This window comes from Bradyrhizobium sp. S3.3.6 (assembly GCF_040546905.1).
GTDB lineage: Bacteria > Pseudomonadota > Alphaproteobacteria > Rhizobiales > Xanthobacteraceae > Bradyrhizobium > Bradyrhizobium cytisi.
This window is the reverse complement of the sequence record NZ_JBEPOT010000001.1, coordinates 903,919-919,319: the sequence shown is the minus strand read 5'-3', so window position 1 is coordinate 919,319 and position 15,401 is coordinate 903,919. Positions and strand designations below refer to the sequence as shown.

The 15,401-nt window shown below is 61.3% G+C and carries 16 protein-coding genes; 12 read left to right on the top strand and 4 right to left on the bottom strand.

The features are described 5' to 3' along the window. The first annotated feature begins 12 nt into the window (after window positions 1-12). The 3 genes from ABID59_RS04415 to ABID59_RS04405 all read left to right on the top strand — a co-directional run bounded on the left by ABID59_RS04415 (window position 13) and on the right by ABID59_RS04405 (window position 3,354). Window positions 13-1,260: an acyl-CoA dehydrogenase gene (locus tag ABID59_RS04415; RefSeq protein WP_354082545.1), complete on the top strand. Its 1,248-nt coding sequence runs from the start codon at window positions 13-15 to the stop codon at window positions 1,258-1,260. A 9-nt stretch (window positions 1,261-1,269) separates the two neighbouring features. After that, window positions 1,270-2,514, top strand: coding sequence for an acyl-CoA dehydrogenase (locus tag ABID59_RS04410; protein WP_354082544.1), 1,245 nt, complete (start codon window positions 1,270-1,272; stop codon window positions 2,512-2,514). 138 nt (window positions 2,515-2,652) lie between these two features. Beyond that, the gene (locus ABID59_RS04405) at window positions 2,653-3,354 is read left to right on the top strand and encodes a nitroreductase (RefSeq protein WP_354082543.1); all 702 of its coding nucleotides are present in this window, start codon (window positions 2,653-2,655) and stop codon (window positions 3,352-3,354) included. An 88-nt stretch (window positions 3,355-3,442) separates the two neighbouring features. Here the strand turns inward: ABID59_RS04405 and ABID59_RS04400 are convergent, their stop codons facing one another. Both ABID59_RS04400 and ABID59_RS04395 read right to left on the bottom strand, forming a co-directional pair. Next, complete coding sequence (locus tag ABID59_RS04400) at window positions 3,443-3,991, bottom strand: sigma-70 family RNA polymerase sigma factor (RefSeq protein WP_128954138.1); 549 nt, start codon at window positions 3,989-3,991, stop codon at window positions 3,443-3,445. Then, window positions 3,991-4,224, bottom strand: coding sequence for a NepR family anti-sigma factor (locus ABID59_RS04395; RefSeq protein WP_187434895.1), 234 nt, complete (start codon window positions 4,222-4,224; stop codon window positions 3,991-3,993). The genes ABID59_RS04400 and ABID59_RS04395 overlap by 1 nt, the downstream gene beginning before the upstream one ends. 222 nt (window positions 4,225-4,446) lie before the next feature. Here ABID59_RS04395 and ABID59_RS04390 point away from each other — a divergent pair, with 222 nt between their 5' ends. Next, the gene (locus ABID59_RS04390; RefSeq protein WP_187434896.1) at window positions 4,447-5,253 is read left to right on the top strand and encodes a response regulator; all 807 of its coding nucleotides are present in this window, start codon (window positions 4,447-4,449) and stop codon (window positions 5,251-5,253) included. A 70-nt stretch (window positions 5,254-5,323) separates the two neighbouring features. On the opposite strand, the gene ABID59_RS04385 is transcribed toward ABID59_RS04390, so the two are convergent. Next, entirely contained in the window at window positions 5,324-6,103 is a 780-nt protein-coding gene (locus tag ABID59_RS04385; protein ID WP_354082542.1) for an energy transducer TonB family protein, read from the bottom strand. Window positions 6,104-6,293: 190 nt separating this feature from the next. Here ABID59_RS04385 and ABID59_RS04380 point away from each other — a divergent pair, with 190 nt between their 5' ends. The 8 genes from ABID59_RS04380 to ABID59_RS04345 all read left to right on the top strand — a co-directional run bounded on the left by ABID59_RS04380 (window position 6,294) and on the right by ABID59_RS04345 (window position 14,715). Next, the gene (locus tag ABID59_RS04380) at window positions 6,294-6,908 is read left to right on the top strand and encodes a nuclear transport factor 2 family protein (protein WP_354082541.1); all 615 of its coding nucleotides are present in this window, start codon (window positions 6,294-6,296) and stop codon (window positions 6,906-6,908) included. A gap of 331 nt (window positions 6,909-7,239) precedes the next feature. Beyond that, complete coding sequence (locus tag ABID59_RS04375; protein WP_354082540.1) at window positions 7,240-7,560, top strand: helix-turn-helix domain-containing protein; 321 nt, start codon at window positions 7,240-7,242, stop codon at window positions 7,558-7,560. After that, entirely contained in the window at window positions 7,560-9,575 is a 2,016-nt protein-coding gene (gene hyfB, locus ABID59_RS04370; protein WP_354082538.1) for a hydrogenase 4 subunit B, read from the top strand. The genes ABID59_RS04375 and hyfB overlap by 1 nt, the downstream gene beginning before the upstream one ends. After that, a complete protein-coding gene (locus tag ABID59_RS04365; protein ID WP_354082537.1) occupies window positions 9,566-10,522 on the top strand; it encodes a respiratory chain complex I subunit 1 family protein in 957 nt (318 codons plus the stop codon). The genes hyfB and ABID59_RS04365 overlap by 10 nt, the downstream gene beginning before the upstream one ends. 5 nt (window positions 10,523-10,527) lie before the next feature. After that, a complete protein-coding gene (locus tag ABID59_RS04360; RefSeq protein ID WP_187434909.1) occupies window positions 10,528-11,190 on the top strand; it encodes a hydrogenase-4 component E in 663 nt (220 codons plus the stop codon). After that, window positions 11,187-12,638 carry a hydrogenase 4 subunit F gene (locus ABID59_RS04355; RefSeq protein WP_354032827.1) on the top strand — a complete coding sequence of 484 codons (1,452 nt, stop codon included), beginning with the start codon at window positions 11,187-11,189 and terminating at the stop codon, window positions 12,636-12,638. Before ABID59_RS04360 ends, ABID59_RS04355 begins: the two co-directional genes overlap by 4 nt. Window positions 12,639-12,656: 18 nt before the next feature. After that, a complete protein-coding gene (locus tag ABID59_RS04350; RefSeq protein ID WP_354082536.1) occupies window positions 12,657-14,168 on the top strand; it encodes a hydrogenase large subunit in 1,512 nt (503 codons plus the stop codon). A gap of 13 nt (window positions 14,169-14,181) precedes the next feature. Then, entirely contained in the window at window positions 14,182-14,715 is a 534-nt protein-coding gene (locus tag ABID59_RS04345; RefSeq protein ID WP_148751745.1) for an NADH-quinone oxidoreductase subunit B family protein, read from the top strand. A gap of 77 nt (window positions 14,716-14,792) precedes the next feature. Here ABID59_RS04345 and ABID59_RS04340 read toward each other — a convergent pair whose 3' ends face one another. Continuing rightward, complete coding sequence (locus tag ABID59_RS04340; RefSeq protein ID WP_148751746.1) at window positions 14,793-15,113, bottom strand: helix-turn-helix domain-containing protein; 321 nt, start codon at window positions 15,111-15,113, stop codon at window positions 14,793-14,795. Between the last annotated feature and the right edge of the window lie 288 nt (window positions 15,114-15,401).

Sequence of the window (15,401 nt, the reverse complement as noted above, 5' to 3'; positions counted from 1 at the left end):
AAGGACAACGCCATGAACTTCGACGACACCCCGCAGGAAGCCGAATTCCGAGCCACTGCCCGCGCCTGGATCGGCGCGAACGCGCCCAAGCAATACGAGGAGGAGCTGCGCAAATCGTCGCTCGGCCGCACCCAGCTCAAGAACGCCAACATCCTTGAAGTGGCAAAGGCCTGGCAGAAGAAGAAAGCCGACGCCGGCTGGGCGTGCCTGCACTGGCCGAAGGACTATGGCGGTCGCGGCGCCTCGCCGATCGAGCGTGTGATCTGGCAGCAAGAAGAAGGGCCGTTCGGCAAGCTCTCCGGCATGTTCATCATCGGCCACGGCATGTGCGGGCCGACCATGATGGCGTTCGCGCGCGAGGAGCATAAGCGGAACTATCTGCCGCCGCTCGCCTCCGGCGAAAAGGTCTGGTGCCAGCTATTCTCCGAGCCTGCCGGCGGCTCGGACGTCGCAGGCTTGCGCACGCGCGCGGAAAAGGACGGCGACGACTGGCTCATCAACGGCCAGAAGATCTGGACCTCGGGTGCGCATTATTCAGATTACGGCATCCTGCTCACCCGCACCGATCCTGATGTCCCCAAGCACAAGGGCCTCACCATGTTCTTCCTGGACATGAAGAGCCCGGGCGTCGAAGTGCGACCAATCAAGCAGGCGAGCGGTGCCTCCGACTTCAACGAGGTCTATTTCACCGATGTTCGCATCCCCGACCATCAGCGCCTCGGCGAGGTCGGCGACGGCTGGAACGTGTCGCTGACGACGCTGATGAACGAGCGCATGTCGATCGGTGCGGGCGTGTCGACCGGCTTCCCGGAGCTGTTCGAGTATTGCTCGAGCCTGATGCTCGATGACGGCCCTGCGATCGAGGATCGCGCGGTGCGCTCGAAGCTCGCCAACTGGGCGGTGAAGGCGAGCGGCCTGCGCTACACCAGCATGCGGGCGATCTCGGCGCTGTCGAAGGGCGAGCGGCCGGGTCCGGAAAACTCGATCGGCAAGCTGGTCGCGGGATCGATGATCCAGGACGTCGCGGCCTACGCATTGGATCTGCAGGGCGCGAGCGGTGTCGTCAGCGGTCCGGAAATTGCCGAAGTCGCCGGCCGTTTCCAGGCGATGCTGCTGCGTGCGCCGGGAACGCGCGTGGAAGGCGGCACTGACGAGATCATGCGCAACATCATCGCCGAGCGGGTCTTGGGTCTGCCCGGCGATATCCGTGTCGACAAGGACGTGCCATTCAACAAGATCCCGACCAAGGGAAGAGGTTAGAGGTCCGCCATGAATTTCGACGACACCCCGCAGGAAGCCGCATTCCGCGATACCGCGCGCAGATGGGTCGCCGCCAACGCGCCGAAGGAGTTTGAGCAGGAGCTGTCAAAATCCTCGCTCGGCCGCATCAGGCTTGCGAAGCATGACATGGTCGAGGTCGGTAAGGCCTGGCAGAAGAAGAAGGCAGAGGGCGGCTGGGCCTGCCTGCACTGGCCGAAGGAATATGGCGGCCGCGGCGCCACGCCGATCGAGCGCGTGATCTGGCAGCAGGAGGAGGGCGTCTACGGCAAGCTGACGCAGCCGTTCCAGATCGGCGAGGGCATGTGCGGCCCAACCGTGATGGCCTGGGGCAGCGAAGATGCCAAGCGCCGTTATCTGCCGAAGCTCGCCGCGGGCGAGGAGATCTGGTGTCAGCTGTTCTCCGAGCCATCGGCCGGCTCCGACGTTGCGGGTCTGCGCACGCGCGCGGAGAAGAACGGCGACAATTGGGTGGTCAACGGCCAGAAGATCTGGACCTCGGGCGCACATTATTCCGACTTCGGTCTGTTGATCGTGCGCACCGATCCGAACGTGCCCAAGCACAAGGGCCTCACCATGTTCTTCCTGGACATGAAGAGCCCCGGCGTCGAGGTGCGGCCGATCAAGCAGGCCAACGGCATGCAGGAGTTCAACGAGGTCTATTTCACCGACGTCGTGATTCCCGACAGCCAGCGGCTCGGCGCCGTCGGCGAGGGCTGGAGCGTGTCGCTGACCACGCTGATGAACGAGCGCATGTCGATCGGCTCGCGCCTTGCGACCGGCGTGCCTGAATTGTTCGAGTTCTGCTCCAATTTGATGCTGGAGGATGGCCTTGCCATCGACGATCCCGCCGTGCGCTCGAAGCTTGCGAGCTGGGCGGTGAAATCGAGCGGGCTGAAATACACCAGCTACCGCGCGATCTCGTCGCTGTCCAAGGGCGAGCGGCCGGGCCCGGAGAATTCCATCGGCAAGCTGGTGTCTGGCATGATGCTTCAGGACATCGCGACCTACGCGATGGACCTCCAGGGCGCGGCCGGAGTTCTCACGGGCGTGGACGAGGAAACGGCGCAGGGGCAATTCCAGCAGATGCTGCTGTCCTCGCCCTCGATGCGCATCGCCGGCGGCACCGACGAGATTTTGCGCAACATCATCGCGGAGCGCGTGCTGGGCCTGCCCGACGACATCCGCGTCGACAAGGATGTGCCGTATAACAAGATCCCGACCAAGGGTAGATAAGAGATCTTGTGTCCCGGACGCGGTGCGGCGCGAAGTGCCGCTCCGCAGAGCCGGGACCCAGGAGCCACAATGGGCCCCGGCTCTGCGCCGCATCACTTCGTGCTGCGTCGCGTCCGGGGCACGAAAGCGAGCTAGGCAATGGACGCTAAAGCAAATCAGACCCAAGACCGCATCGGCGTGCTAGAAGGGCTCCTCAACGAGCGCTACTCCGTCCGCGCGTTTCTCCCCAAGGACGTCGACCGCGCCACCATCGAGCATGTGCTGACCACGGCACAGCGGACCGCATCCTGGTGCAACAGCCAGCCCTGGCAGGTCATCATCGCCAGCGGCGAGGCCAAGGAGCGCTTCCGCCAGCTGATCTACAAGGAGGCATCGGGCGGCCTCGGCGACGATTATGATTTCACGCCGCCACGTGAATATGTCGGCGTCTATCTCGAACGCCGCCGCGAGAGCGGCTTCCAGCTCTACAACACGCTCGGCATCCCCCGCGGCGACAAGATGGGCTACGCCAGGCAGGCGCTGGAGAATTACAATTTCTTCGGCGCACCGCATGTCGCGATCATTCACACCAGCGAGCCGCTCGGCATCTACGGTGCGATCGATTGCGGGGCGTACGTGTCGAATTTCATGCTCGCGGCCCAGGCGCTCGGGCTCGGCACGATTCCGCAGGCAGCACTTGCGCGCCATTCCGGCCTGATCCATCGTCACTTCAACCTGGCCGACGACCGCCGTGTCGTCTGCGGCATCTCGTTCGGCTATGCCGACCACGCGCACCAGGTCAACAGCTACCGCACCTCGCGCGCAACCGTCGTCGACACAGTGACGTTCGTCGAGAAGTGACTGAGCGGAAATAAACTGCCCACACGCACGTAAAGGCGATCGCGCAAACAGCCGCCTTCACAGCTGTCGCCTTCAGTCGATTGACGCGCTATCCGCCGCTGCCGCCGATTACGGCGCGCACGGTCTCGTCGGGCCCGAAGTCCTCGGCGCCGTCGACATAGAGCAGCGCGGCGAGCTTCGAGCGCGCGCGGTTGACGCGGCTCTTGATGGTGCCGACCGCACAGCCGCAGATCGAGGCCGCATCCTCATAGGAGAAGCCAGAGGCGCCGACCAGGATGAGCGCTTCGCGCTGGTCCTGCGGAAGCTTCTCGAGCGCGGTGCGAAACTCCTCGAACTCAAGATGTGCGTTCTGCGAGGGCTGCGTCTTCAGCGTCTTGGCATAGTTGCCCTCGGCATCCTCGACCTCGCGCCGCCGCTTGCGATAGTCGGAGCGGAATAGGTTGCGCAGGATCGTGAACAGCCACGCCGGCAGGTTGGAGCCGGGCTGGAATGAGTCGATGTTGGCGAGTGCGCGCAACAGCGTCTCCTGAACCAAATCGTCGGCGCGGTCCGCATTGCCGCTGAGCGAGATCGCGAACGCGCGAAGGCTCGGCACGGCCGCGAGGATGTCGTCACGCAGGGAGTTCGTGAGAGGCATTAATCCCTCCCATTGTTGTCGTTGGAGCCCCCAGCCCCATTCTCGTTCTGGGATCCACCTCCCGGCGCATCAAGCCTCTTGATGAGCTCCGCGAACCGGTCCGGAACCCCCTGCCGCACGACGTCGTCGTACATGGCGCGCAGTTGGTGCCCGATCCGGGATTGGATCTCCGGAGTGAGGCCTCCCTTGCCGGGGGTCGTGCTTTTGCTGGCTTGAGACTTGAGATCTTTCATGACCTGTTCCACGTTTCCCCGAGTTAAGTGACTGCAAAATCGAGAAGTTTTCTCAACCGGGAGCCGTTCCCTGGATGAGTTCAATTCGAGCTTCGACAAAAAGTTCCCAGGCCCATGGGAACTTTTCTTATCCTGAAGCGTAATTAGCCCCAGTAGGGGAACCCGGGTCTCCCCCTTGTAGTTCCTGATTTTTGAGGCTGGCCCGAAATGAATGGAGTGGGGATGTCCCGTTCGCAGCTTGTTGCTGAGCACTTGCCGTTGTTGCGCCGGTATGCACGCGCCCTGACGGGCAGCCAGGCCTCCGGTGACGCCTATGTCGCAGCCATGTTGGAAGCCATGCTGGGGGATCCGTCGGTGCTCGACGAGAGCCATGGGCCGCGCGCCGGCCTGTTCCGGCTGTTCACCCAGATCTGGAATTCCGTCTCGGTCAATGACGACGCCGAGGTGGCGACACTGCCGATGCCGCCGGAGCGGCGGCTGTCCAATATCACGCCGCTGCCGCGGCAGGCCTTCCTGCTGCTTTCGCTCGAAGGATTTTCGGAAGAGGAAGTCGCCTATATTCTCGCGACCGATGTCGCCGAGACGCGGCGGCTGGCCGATGCCGCCGGCCGCGAGATGGCGGCCGAGATCGCGACAGACGTCCTGATCATCGAGGACGAGACCTTCATCGCCATGGACCTCGAGAGCCTGGTGAAGAATCTCGGTCACAATGTCGTTGGCGTCGCGCGCACCCATGCCGATGCGGTGGCGCTGGCCAAGAACAAGCGGCCGGGTCTCATCCTCGCCGACATCCAGCTCGCCGACGGCTCGTCGGGTCTGGATGCCGTCAACGAACTGCTCCGCACCTTCGAGGTGCCGGTGGTGTTCATCACCGCCTATCCGGAGCGCTTCCTCACCGGCGAGCGTCCGGAGCCGGCTTTCCTGATCTCAAAGCCGTTCCAGCCCGCGATGGTGTCGGCGGTGGCAAGCCAGGCGCTGTTCTTCCAGCGCAACTCGCGCAACCGCACGCCGAAGGCGCCGGCGGCGTAAGAATATCTGCATCAAATACGAAGACGGCGCATCGCAAGACGCGCCGTTTTTTTGTTGCCGATATCTTATGTCAGCAGCCTCGGCAGACGCTGTTAAGCTTGGCCTTTAATTTGGCTTCGTCTGCCCATGCTCCGTCCACGGGGTGCGTTCCGTCGAGCGTCATAAGGATGGTTATTCGTTGCAGGTCGTCCTTGGCCTCGGCAGGCGGCTTTGGAAATGGTTCGCTTCGCTCCACCATCTTGAGAGCGGCCGCATCGAGCGCCGGGGAGCCCGTGCTTTCCACCAAAGCGCTCGAGATCAATTTGCCTGCGCGGTCGATCACGAAGGTGACTCCAGCATTCGCTTTCTGACCCATTGCCTCCGGAGGAAACGCCCTGTTGCGCCAGACATGCTCAGTGACCGCCTTGTGCCAGGCGGCCAAAGGATCGGATTCCGGAAGGCTTGGGTCCGCCCCGCTCAGTAGGAGCCCGTACGGCGGCACCTGAAATTGACGACCGGCGAAGATAATCGGCACAGTGAAAGAGAACGACTCATCCTTCAATTCCGAAGGAGGTGCCGGAAAGGGTTCGGCGCGAGCAATGATCATTAGCGCAGCATCGTCGAGCGCCCGCGAGCCGGTGCTTTCGGCCAGCGCCCGCGAGATCAATCTGCCGGATCGGTCGATGACGAATGCGACTTTGGCTTTGCCAGTTTGGCCTAATCCTTCCGCCGGAAAATACTTGTTGCTGGCAACGTGTGCGGCGAGCCTCGCCTTCCAGGCTTTGACGCTCTCAGTCGGCGTATCGGTCTGCGCACGCGCGGGGAAAGCCGCGAGCAATCCAAGTAGCGCTGCCAACAAGGGGAATTTCATCTGCATCGACGCCGATATTAATCGCGGTCGGGTTGATTGCAAGGCTCGCTGCTCGTACCGCGTTTGCATCGCTGTGGGCAACTCGAGCAGCTGAGAGGCATCGCGCGCTTGACGGCAAGCTGATTGCCCCGTTGATATTTCGCCGCGATGACACCCATCGCCGCCTCAGGCCACCCGGAGATTTCGCATCATGGACCAGCAACTCCTCGACCGCCTCGCCATTCGCGACCTCGTCGAGAACTGGGCGGTGTGGCGCGACGCCGGTGACTGGGAGCGCTTTGCCACGGTCTGGCACGAAGAAGGCTGGATGTCCGCCACCTGGTTTCAGGGGCCGGCGCGGGATTTCATGCGCGTCAGCCAGGAGGGCTTTGCCAAGGGCGTGCGCATCCTGCATTTCCTCGGCGGCGCCAGCATCGACCTCGCCGGCGAGCGGGCCATTGCGCAAACCAAGATGACGATCTCGCAGCGGGCCCTGGTGCACGACGTGCTCTGCGACGTCGTCTGCACCGGGCGCTTCTACGATTTCGTGGAGAAGCGGCATGACCAATCCGGTATTGGCAAATGGGGCATCGTGCGCCGCCAGCCGATCTACGAGAAGGATCGGATCGATCCGGTCGATCCTGCCGCAGCCCTCCGCCTTGACCAGCAAGCGCTCGCCGCGCTGCCTGAGGGCTACCGCCACCTCGCCTACATGCAGGAGCTGATCGGCTACAAGGTCAAGCGCGACATGCCGGGCCTGACCGGCCCCGAGGTCGAGAAGCTCTATGGCGAGGGGCGGGACTGGCTTGCGGGGCTCGGCCGATAGTGTCGGGCACTCCAGCCAAGACTTGCCTGCCTATGCTTCGCGACCGAAACACCGTCGCGTAGGTCTGCATCGCGCGTTGCATCTCGAGCCTAAGCGCGGGTGTCGGCGTCCCGCCCTTGGCATTACGCAGGCTGTCGAACCGGGCCAACGCCGCGCCCTTCACGAATTTCCACCGTCATTGCGCGCGACGCATTGGATGCCGACAATTCCCGGAGGCGTTTGCGCTTAGATTAGATGTTTTAAATATCACTTCTTGACAATATAACATGATTAATTACGATGCAGGGATGATGCATAGTATTCGATCGAACCCGGATAGTAGTGCAATCCGATGATTACAGCGGCTCAATTGCGAGCGGCGAGGGTGCTCCTCGGCATCGATCAGCGCCGGCTCGCAGAAATGTCCGGGCTTTCGGTGCCAACCATCCAACGTATGGAGGCCAGTGAGAAAATGGTTCGGGGCAATGTCGATTCGCTGGTGAAGCTGATCGCGGCTCTCGACGCCGCCGGCATTGAGTTGATAGACGAAGGGGCGGTCAGTAGCGCCGAGGGACGCGGGGTGCGCCTGAAAGTCAATTCTGGATCGGCAAAAATCTATTTGAGCAATCGGATAGAAAACAAAGCACCAAGCGGAATGAAGGCGCGCAGGTAATGTCGGCTGTCGTCTTGCAAATGCTCTGTGTCGCCGGAATGCTTGGATCGGCAGTCCTGGCGATTGTTCTCAGCCGCTCAACGATCGCCACGGCCATCATCTATAGCGCGACGTTAGCCGCGTCTGCGATTGCGTTGATTGGATCCATTCACTGGTTGCTGGGCGATACGACGAACGCCACCGATCTGACCCTCCCAATCGGATTGCCGTGGCTTGGCGCCCATTTCCGGCTCGACGGGCTGGCTTCGTTTTTTCTTGTTGTCGTCAATCTCGGAGGGACATCGGCAAGCCTTTATGGTCTCGGTTACGGCCATCATGAGGAGGCTCCGCAGCGCGTGTTGCCCTTCTTCCCCGCCTTTCTAGCAGGAATGAATCTTGTGGTGCTGGCGGGCGACGCGTTTTCCTATCTGCTTTGTTGGGAATTCATGTCGCTCGCGTCCTGGGCGCTCGTCATGGCGCACCATCGTGAACCGGGCAACGCGAAAGCCGGTTACGTCTACCTCGTCATGGCGAGCTTCGGCACGCTCGCATTGCTGCTGGCCTTCGGCCTTTTGGCGGGACCGGCCGGAGACTACGAATTTGCCGCCATTCGCGCGGCTCAACATACGCCCTACGTGGCCACGTTGGTGTTGATCCTGATGCTGCTCGGAGCCGGTTCAAAGGCCGGCCTGGTGCCGCTGCACGTCTGGCTACCGCTCGCTCATCCGGCAGCGCCCAGCCACGTTTCGGCGCTGATGAGCGGTGTCATGACCAAGGTCGCGATCTACGGCTTTATTCGCGTGGTATTCGATCTGCTGGGACAGCCGAGCTGGTGGGCGAGTGTGATCGTGCTTTCTCTTGGCGGCATCACCGCCGTAATGGGCATCTTGTATGCGATGATGGAAAAGGACCTCAAGCGCCTGCTCGCTTACAGCACGATCGAAAATATCGGCGTCATCTTCGCAAGCCTCGGCCTTGCATTGGCCTTCCAGGCCAACGGCCTGAAACTGCTGGCCGCGCTCGCGTTCGCTGCTGCCTTGTTTCACGTTCTCAATCACTCCTTCTTCAAGAGTCTGCTTTTCTTCGGCGCCGGCGCCGTCCTGATCGCGACCGGCGAGCGGGACATGGACAAGCTGGGTGGTCTCATTCACCGCATGCCGTTCACAAGCTTCGCCGTTCTCGTCGGCTGTGTCTCGATATCGGCGCTTCCACCCTTCAACGGCTTCGTCTCGGAATGGCTCATGTTCCAGGCCGTGCTGCAGAGCCCGGAGTTGCCGCAATGGGCGCTGAAGATCACCGTGCCTGCGGTCGGTGCTCTATTGGCCCTGGCTGCCGCGTTAGCCGCGGCGTGTTTCGTCAAGGCATACGGCGTGACCTTTCTCGGGCGACCACGTAGCGTGGCGGCGGAAACCGCGGAGGAAGTCGACCACTACTCGCTTTCGGCAATGTTCATCCTCGCCGCGCTTTGCTTGCTGGCCGGAATTTTGCCGGGGCTGGTGATCGACGCGCTTTCGCCGATCACGCTACAGATCCTCGGCGGCCGCATGCCGATCCAGATCAACGAGCCCTGGCTTTCGATCGTGCCGATTGCGGAGAGTCGCAGTTCATACAATGGATTGCTTGTTATGGTGTTCATCGCGATATCCGCCTCGTTCGCCGTTGTCTTTATTCATCGCTTTGCCTCTCATGCGTTAAGGCGGGGTCCGGCCTGGGGCTGTGGGTTTTCCGATCCGACACCCGCGGCCCAATATTCGGGCGGAAGCTTCGCTCAGCCCATTCGCCGCGTTTTCGGTACGCTCGTGTTCCACGCCAGCGATCATGTCGAGATGCCGGCCCCCGGGGATATCAGGCCAGCGCGCCTGCGAATCGAATCGCACGATCTGATCTGGGAGGGAATGTATGAGCCGATAGCGGGCGTCGTTGGCTTCGCTGCGGATAAACTCAATCGCCTGCAGTTCCTGACCATCCGGCGGTATCTCAGCCTGGTTTTTGCGACCCTCGTCACACTCCTTCTGGTCCTCGCAATATGGTCGTGATGCCGGACATTCTTGTGCAAGGCGTGCAGATGCTCCTGGTGCTGCTGCTGGCGCCGCTGCTGACCGGCTTTGTGCGCAAGATGAAGGCCCGTCTGGTGCGTCGCCGGGGAGCGTCGGTCTTTCAACCGTATCTGGATCTCCTGCGATTGCTCCGCAAGGAAGTGGTGCTGGCGGACAACGCCTCCTGGCTGTTCCGCGTAACACCCTATGTGACCTTCGCCGCGATCTGGGTTGCCGCGGCCCTGGTGCCGACGTTCGCTACCGGCCTTCTCTTCAACTGGACGGCGGACCTGATTGCCATCGTGGCGCTGCTCGGAAGCGCGCGCTTCTTTCTGGCACTGGCCGGCATGGACGTCGGCACCAGTTTTGGCGGCATCGGCGCCAGCCGCGAAGTCATGATCGCTGCACTGGCGGAGCCGGCGATGCTGCTGGTTGTATTTTGTGTTGCCCTGGTTGCCGGCTCGACCCAACTTTCGACGGTCGCAAATTTCATGGCCTCGTCGTATGTCGGCTTGCGGGTATCGCTGGGAATGGCGGTGATCGCGCTCATCATGGTGGCCCTGGCGGAGAACGCGCGAATTCCGGTCGACAATCCTGCGACGCACCTGGAGCTCACCATGGTGCACGAAGCGATGGTTCTCGAATATTCGGGCCGTCATCTCGCGATGATCGAGTTCGGCGCCTTTCTCAAGCTATTGCTCTATATCTCGCTGATCGCATGCGTGTTCCTGCCTTGGAAGATAGCAGTCTTCGGTACCGGTCCATTGTCCTATGCCATCGGCGCCGTCGCCTACCTCGTCAAGCTCGCGGCTGCGGGCTTTTTCCTCGCACTGTTCGAGACCGCCACGGCGAAAATGCGGGTCTTTCGCGTTCCGCAATTTCTCGGTGCGGCTCTCATGCTGGGCCTGCTCGGCACCCTTCTCCTGTTCGTGTCAAAGAGCTTCTGATGCAGATGCACAGCCTCTCCTTCGACGTTTCGCACACACTGGCTGGCGGACTCGTCCTGATCAGCTTCATGATGCTGTACCAGGATAGGCTCTATTCGCTGCTCAACGTCTTTGCGCTTCATGCCCTTGTGCTCGCGCTTTCCGTCGCTTGGCAGGCCTTCGTCCAGGACGCACCTCATCTTTACATCACGGCAACAATCGCCCTCGTCTTCAAAGCGATCATCATTCCGGTGGCGCTGCATCGCATCGTCAAGCAGCTGGGGATCCATCGCGACATCGAATCGGCAGTGGGGATCGGCCCGACCATGCTGGCCGGGATGGCACTAGTTGCCCTCTCAATGGTGCTGATGCTGCGGGTGACCGCGGAGGCCGATCCATTGGCGCGCGAGGATCTCGCTTTTGCCTTGTCGGTCGTGCTGCTCGGACTTCTGGTCATGGTGACCCGTCGCAACGCCGTCAGCCAGGTCGTCGGATTCATGTCGCTCGAGAATGGGCTGGTGCTGGCGGCAACCGGCGCCAAGGGCATGCCGCTGGTGGTCGAGATCAGCGTCGCCTTCTCGATCCTGATCGCCTTCATCGTCATCGGCATCTTCCTGTTCCGGATCCGCGAACGTTTCGATTCCGTCGATGTCTCCGCGCTCGACGACTACCGGGGCGAACGGCGATGAACGTACTTTCCTTCGATCCGGTGGCGGCTGTCCTGATAATTCCGATCGGCTCGGCAGCGTTGCTGGCCATACTGCCGGGTTATCGGCTGACGGCGCGGTTGAACGTCGTGGCGAGCTTGGCGACATTTCTTTCATCCCTCTCGTTGTTCGTCATCGCACGTCCACCGCCGGGGCCGTACGTGCTCGTCGACGATCTCAACATCGTCTTCATCGTGCTCAACACCTTCGTGGGGTTTACGACCAGCATGTTTAGCGCCAGCTACATCGCGCATGAACTGGAGACTGGTCGGTTGACACCGGTTTATCTGCGTTTCTACCACGCCATGTATCAGACCATGATGTTCGGCATGAACCTGGCTTTCGTGTCGAACAATATCGGCCTGATGTGGGTCGCGGTGGAAATTGCGACGCTCACCACAGTGTTGATGGTCGGCATCTATCGAAGCCACGCCGCTTTGGAAGCGGCATGGAAATATTTCATTCTGGGGAGCGTCGGAATAGCGTTCGCCCTGTTCGGCACGATCTTGGTCTACATGGCGGCGCGGCCGGTTGTGGGCGAGGGCCAGGACGGCATGATCTGGACCCTGTTGATCCGACATGCCGCGAATTTCGATCCCGCGCTTCTCAACGTCGCTTTCATATTCCTGCTGCTCGGCTACGGCACCAAGGTCGGTTTGGCGCCGCTGCACGCATGGCTGCCCGACGCCCACGCCGAAGGTCCGACGCCGATATCGGCGGTACTGTCGGGGCTGCTGCTGAATGTCGCGCTCTACGCACTATTGCGCTTCAAGATATTGCTGGCCGCCAATCCGGCAGCGATCGCTCCTGGCCCCCTTATGGTGACGATGGGCCTGGTTTCGCTCGTCTTCGCAGCTTTCATGCTCTACCGTCGACGCGACATCAAACGGCTGTTCGCCTATTCGTCGATCGAGCACATGGGCATCATCGTGTTCGCGTTCGGCATGGGCGGCCCGCTCGCCAATTTCGCGGGACTGTTGCACATGGTGATGCACAGTCTGACCAAGTCCGCGATCTTCTACGCGGTCGGACATATATCGCAGATCAAGGGCACGCAGCGAATCTCCGGGATCCGGGGCTTGACCGTGACCCATCCGGCGCTCGGCTGGTGCCTGGTGACGGGCGTCGTCGCGATCGCCGGCGTGCCGCCGCTCGGCATCTTCATGAGCGAATTTCTGGTCGTAAGCTCGACCTTCGCACGCCAGCCCCTGCTCGCGATCGTACTGGTATTCGGGCTGTTGTTGGCCTTCGGCGCTTTGACGTTGCGTCTGACAAGCGTCGCATTTGGCGAGCCTCGCGGCAGCACGAAGTCAGCCGAGGCTTCCTATGTGCCGATGTTTGCCCATCTCTCGCTGGTTCTGATTGCGGGAATCTATCTTCCAGCGCCGCTCGTTACCTGGTTCCAGCACGTGGCTCGCCTTCTTGGATAGTTTGGAGATCAACGGGATATGCCATCGCTGATCGATCTATTGCTGGAGGGCCGCCCGGTCCAACAACACAGCCCGTGGCCGCGAGCTGTAGTCGATGCTTCCGTTTGGACGTTTGCGGCAAGTGAGCTGGCACACGGACGCTGGAGCCTGCTCGGCCTTTGGGGGGAACCCTCAACGGTGCACATGGCGATTATGGATGGACATACGGCAGAAGTTGCCACTGTCAGCCTGGATTGCCCCGACCGCGCTTATCCTTCAGTCGGCAAACACCACCCGCCAGCGCTTCGATTGGAGCGCACCATCAACGATCTGTTCGGATTGTCAGCGGAAGGCTTGCCCGATACTCGTCCGTGGCTTGATCACGACCGTTGGGCCGTTCGCTTCCCCTTGGGAAACCGCATCAACGCATTTTCGAAGGCGCCGCCCTATCATTTCCTGCCGGTGGAGGGCGACGGCCTGCATCAGGTCGCGGTCGGTCCGGTGCATGCGGGAATTATCGAACCGGGGCATTTTCGGTTTACGGCCAGCGGTGAGACCGTGGCCCGGCTGGAACAGCGGCTGGGATATACCCATAAGGGTATCGAGGGTCTCATGGCTGGAGCCAATCTCGAACGGGCTGTTCAGCTCGCCGGACGCGTGTCAGGCGACAGCACAGTCGCCTACGCCTTTGCGTTTTCGCGAGCGGCCGAAGCAGCCTTGCAGCTTGTCGTGCCCGATCGTGCAGTTTGGCTGCGTGCGCTGCTCGCGGAACTCGAGCGGCTCGCCAATCATCTCGGCGACATCGGTGCAATCTGCAACGACGCGTCCTTCGCGCTGATGCACGCTCTTTGCAGCGTGTTGCGAGAGAGCATTCTGCGCGCATCCCATATCGCATTCGGTCATCGGCTGATGCGGGATATTATCGTGCCCGGTGGCGTGACCCGCGACCTTAACGATGAAGGGAGGGAAGCCATCCAGGCGGCGCTGGATAACATCCGCCAGCGGTTTCCTGCTTTGGTCGAGCTCTACGACAATACGGCATCGCTGCAAGATCGCACGGTCGATACGGGCGTGCTTAAGCCCGCATTTGCCAAGCAGTATGCCGCTGGAGGCTACATAGGCCGCGCATCCGGTCGGTCCTTCGATGCGCGACGCACACTTAAGTATCCACCGTATGACGCGCTGCGCTTCGAAGTCCCGGTCCTGAACGAGGGGGATGTCAACGCACGCGTCTGGATCCGCGTGCGCGAGGTCGAACAGAGCCTTCTGCTGATCGACCAAATATTGGACCGGCTTCCCGATGGCCCGCCGGGAACGCATGCGGGGCATCGGCGGGAGGTGCGGGAAGGCATGGCGATCGTCGAGGGATTTCGCGGCGACGTCCTGGTTTGGCTCCGCTTGCGGGATGGCCGGGTCGAACGATGCCATCTGCGCGACCCGTCGTGGTTTCAATGGCCGCTTCTGGAGGCCGCGATCGAGGGCAACATCATCGCCGACTTTCCGCTCTGCAACAAATCCTTCAATTGCTCCTATTCGGGCCACGATCTCTGAGGAACGGCACCAGATGCGCAAGCTGCTTTTTGAGAGCCTGTTTCGCCGGCCGTTCACCGAGCAAGCACCGTCACCGGACGACGCCGCAGTGACCGAGCTCGCCACGGCCGTCGGTCGCGCGGCACGACGGCGTCTCGGCCGAAGCCTCTCGATACGCGAGGTCGATGCTGGATCTTGCAACGGATGCGAACTTGAAATCCACGCGTTGAACAATGCCTACTACGACGTCGAGCGCTTCGGCCTCCGGTTCGTAGCGTCGCCGCGTCATGCCGATGTATTGATGGTAACCGGGCCGGTGACGAAGAACATGCGCGAGGCGTTGGAGCGCACCTATCATGCGACCCCCAACCCGAAATGGGTCGTCGCCGTGGGAGATTGCGCTCGGGATGGCGGCTGCTTCGCCGGCAGCTATGCGGTGGTAGGAGGGGTCTCGCAGGTAGTTCCCGTTGATCTTCATATTCCCGGCTGTCCTCCGCCGCCCAACATGATCTTGCAGGGACTTCTCGCCCTGCTCGATCGGACGGCCGATCACGCCAATTCCATTTGAAGTTCGGTGGGAGGGCTATTCCAGGCCGGCGTGATCGCAGGGGGCCTCGATCGAGAAACCCATCTTGCCTCGGCGGGTTATCGCGCCCGTTCCAAAGTTCGCGGCGAAGAGGGCTTGGGCTGCTTCATGTTCTTCATTTTCGGCTTCGCGACGTGCTCCCTGAGGCGAACGCCTCGACCCCCGGCCGAGCTCGCAACGCCCGGATTGATCAATTCGATCCCGGCATTCTCCAGCGCAGAAACCAATTTCATCAGAGAATCGACGTTCCCACGGATAACTCCGTCACTCGCTTCCATGCGCTGAATGGTGGGGACTGAAAGGCCAGCGAGTTCGGCCGTCTGCCGCTGGTCTATATTCAGGAGCGCGCGAGCAGCCCTGAGTTGATTGGCCGTGATCATGAAATGGCGGCCTCCAGTGCGATCCTCATGCAGTATATTTACACCATCCAAAATCCAACTTCAAGCATCAATTTAGATGCACAATATATCAGTGACCGGATCGCACCGCCCTAAAGGGATAGAGGTCGGAGACTTGTATCGAATTTTTCTCCCGGAATGCGGAAACATTATCAGCGATAGTCGAAACAGTTGGCGCACCGCAAATTACATGATAAGAGATGTTTAATGCATGTGTTCTAATGCCCGCCGATTAAGGTCTTTGGTGTCGTGAAATTGTTGGGTCGTTAT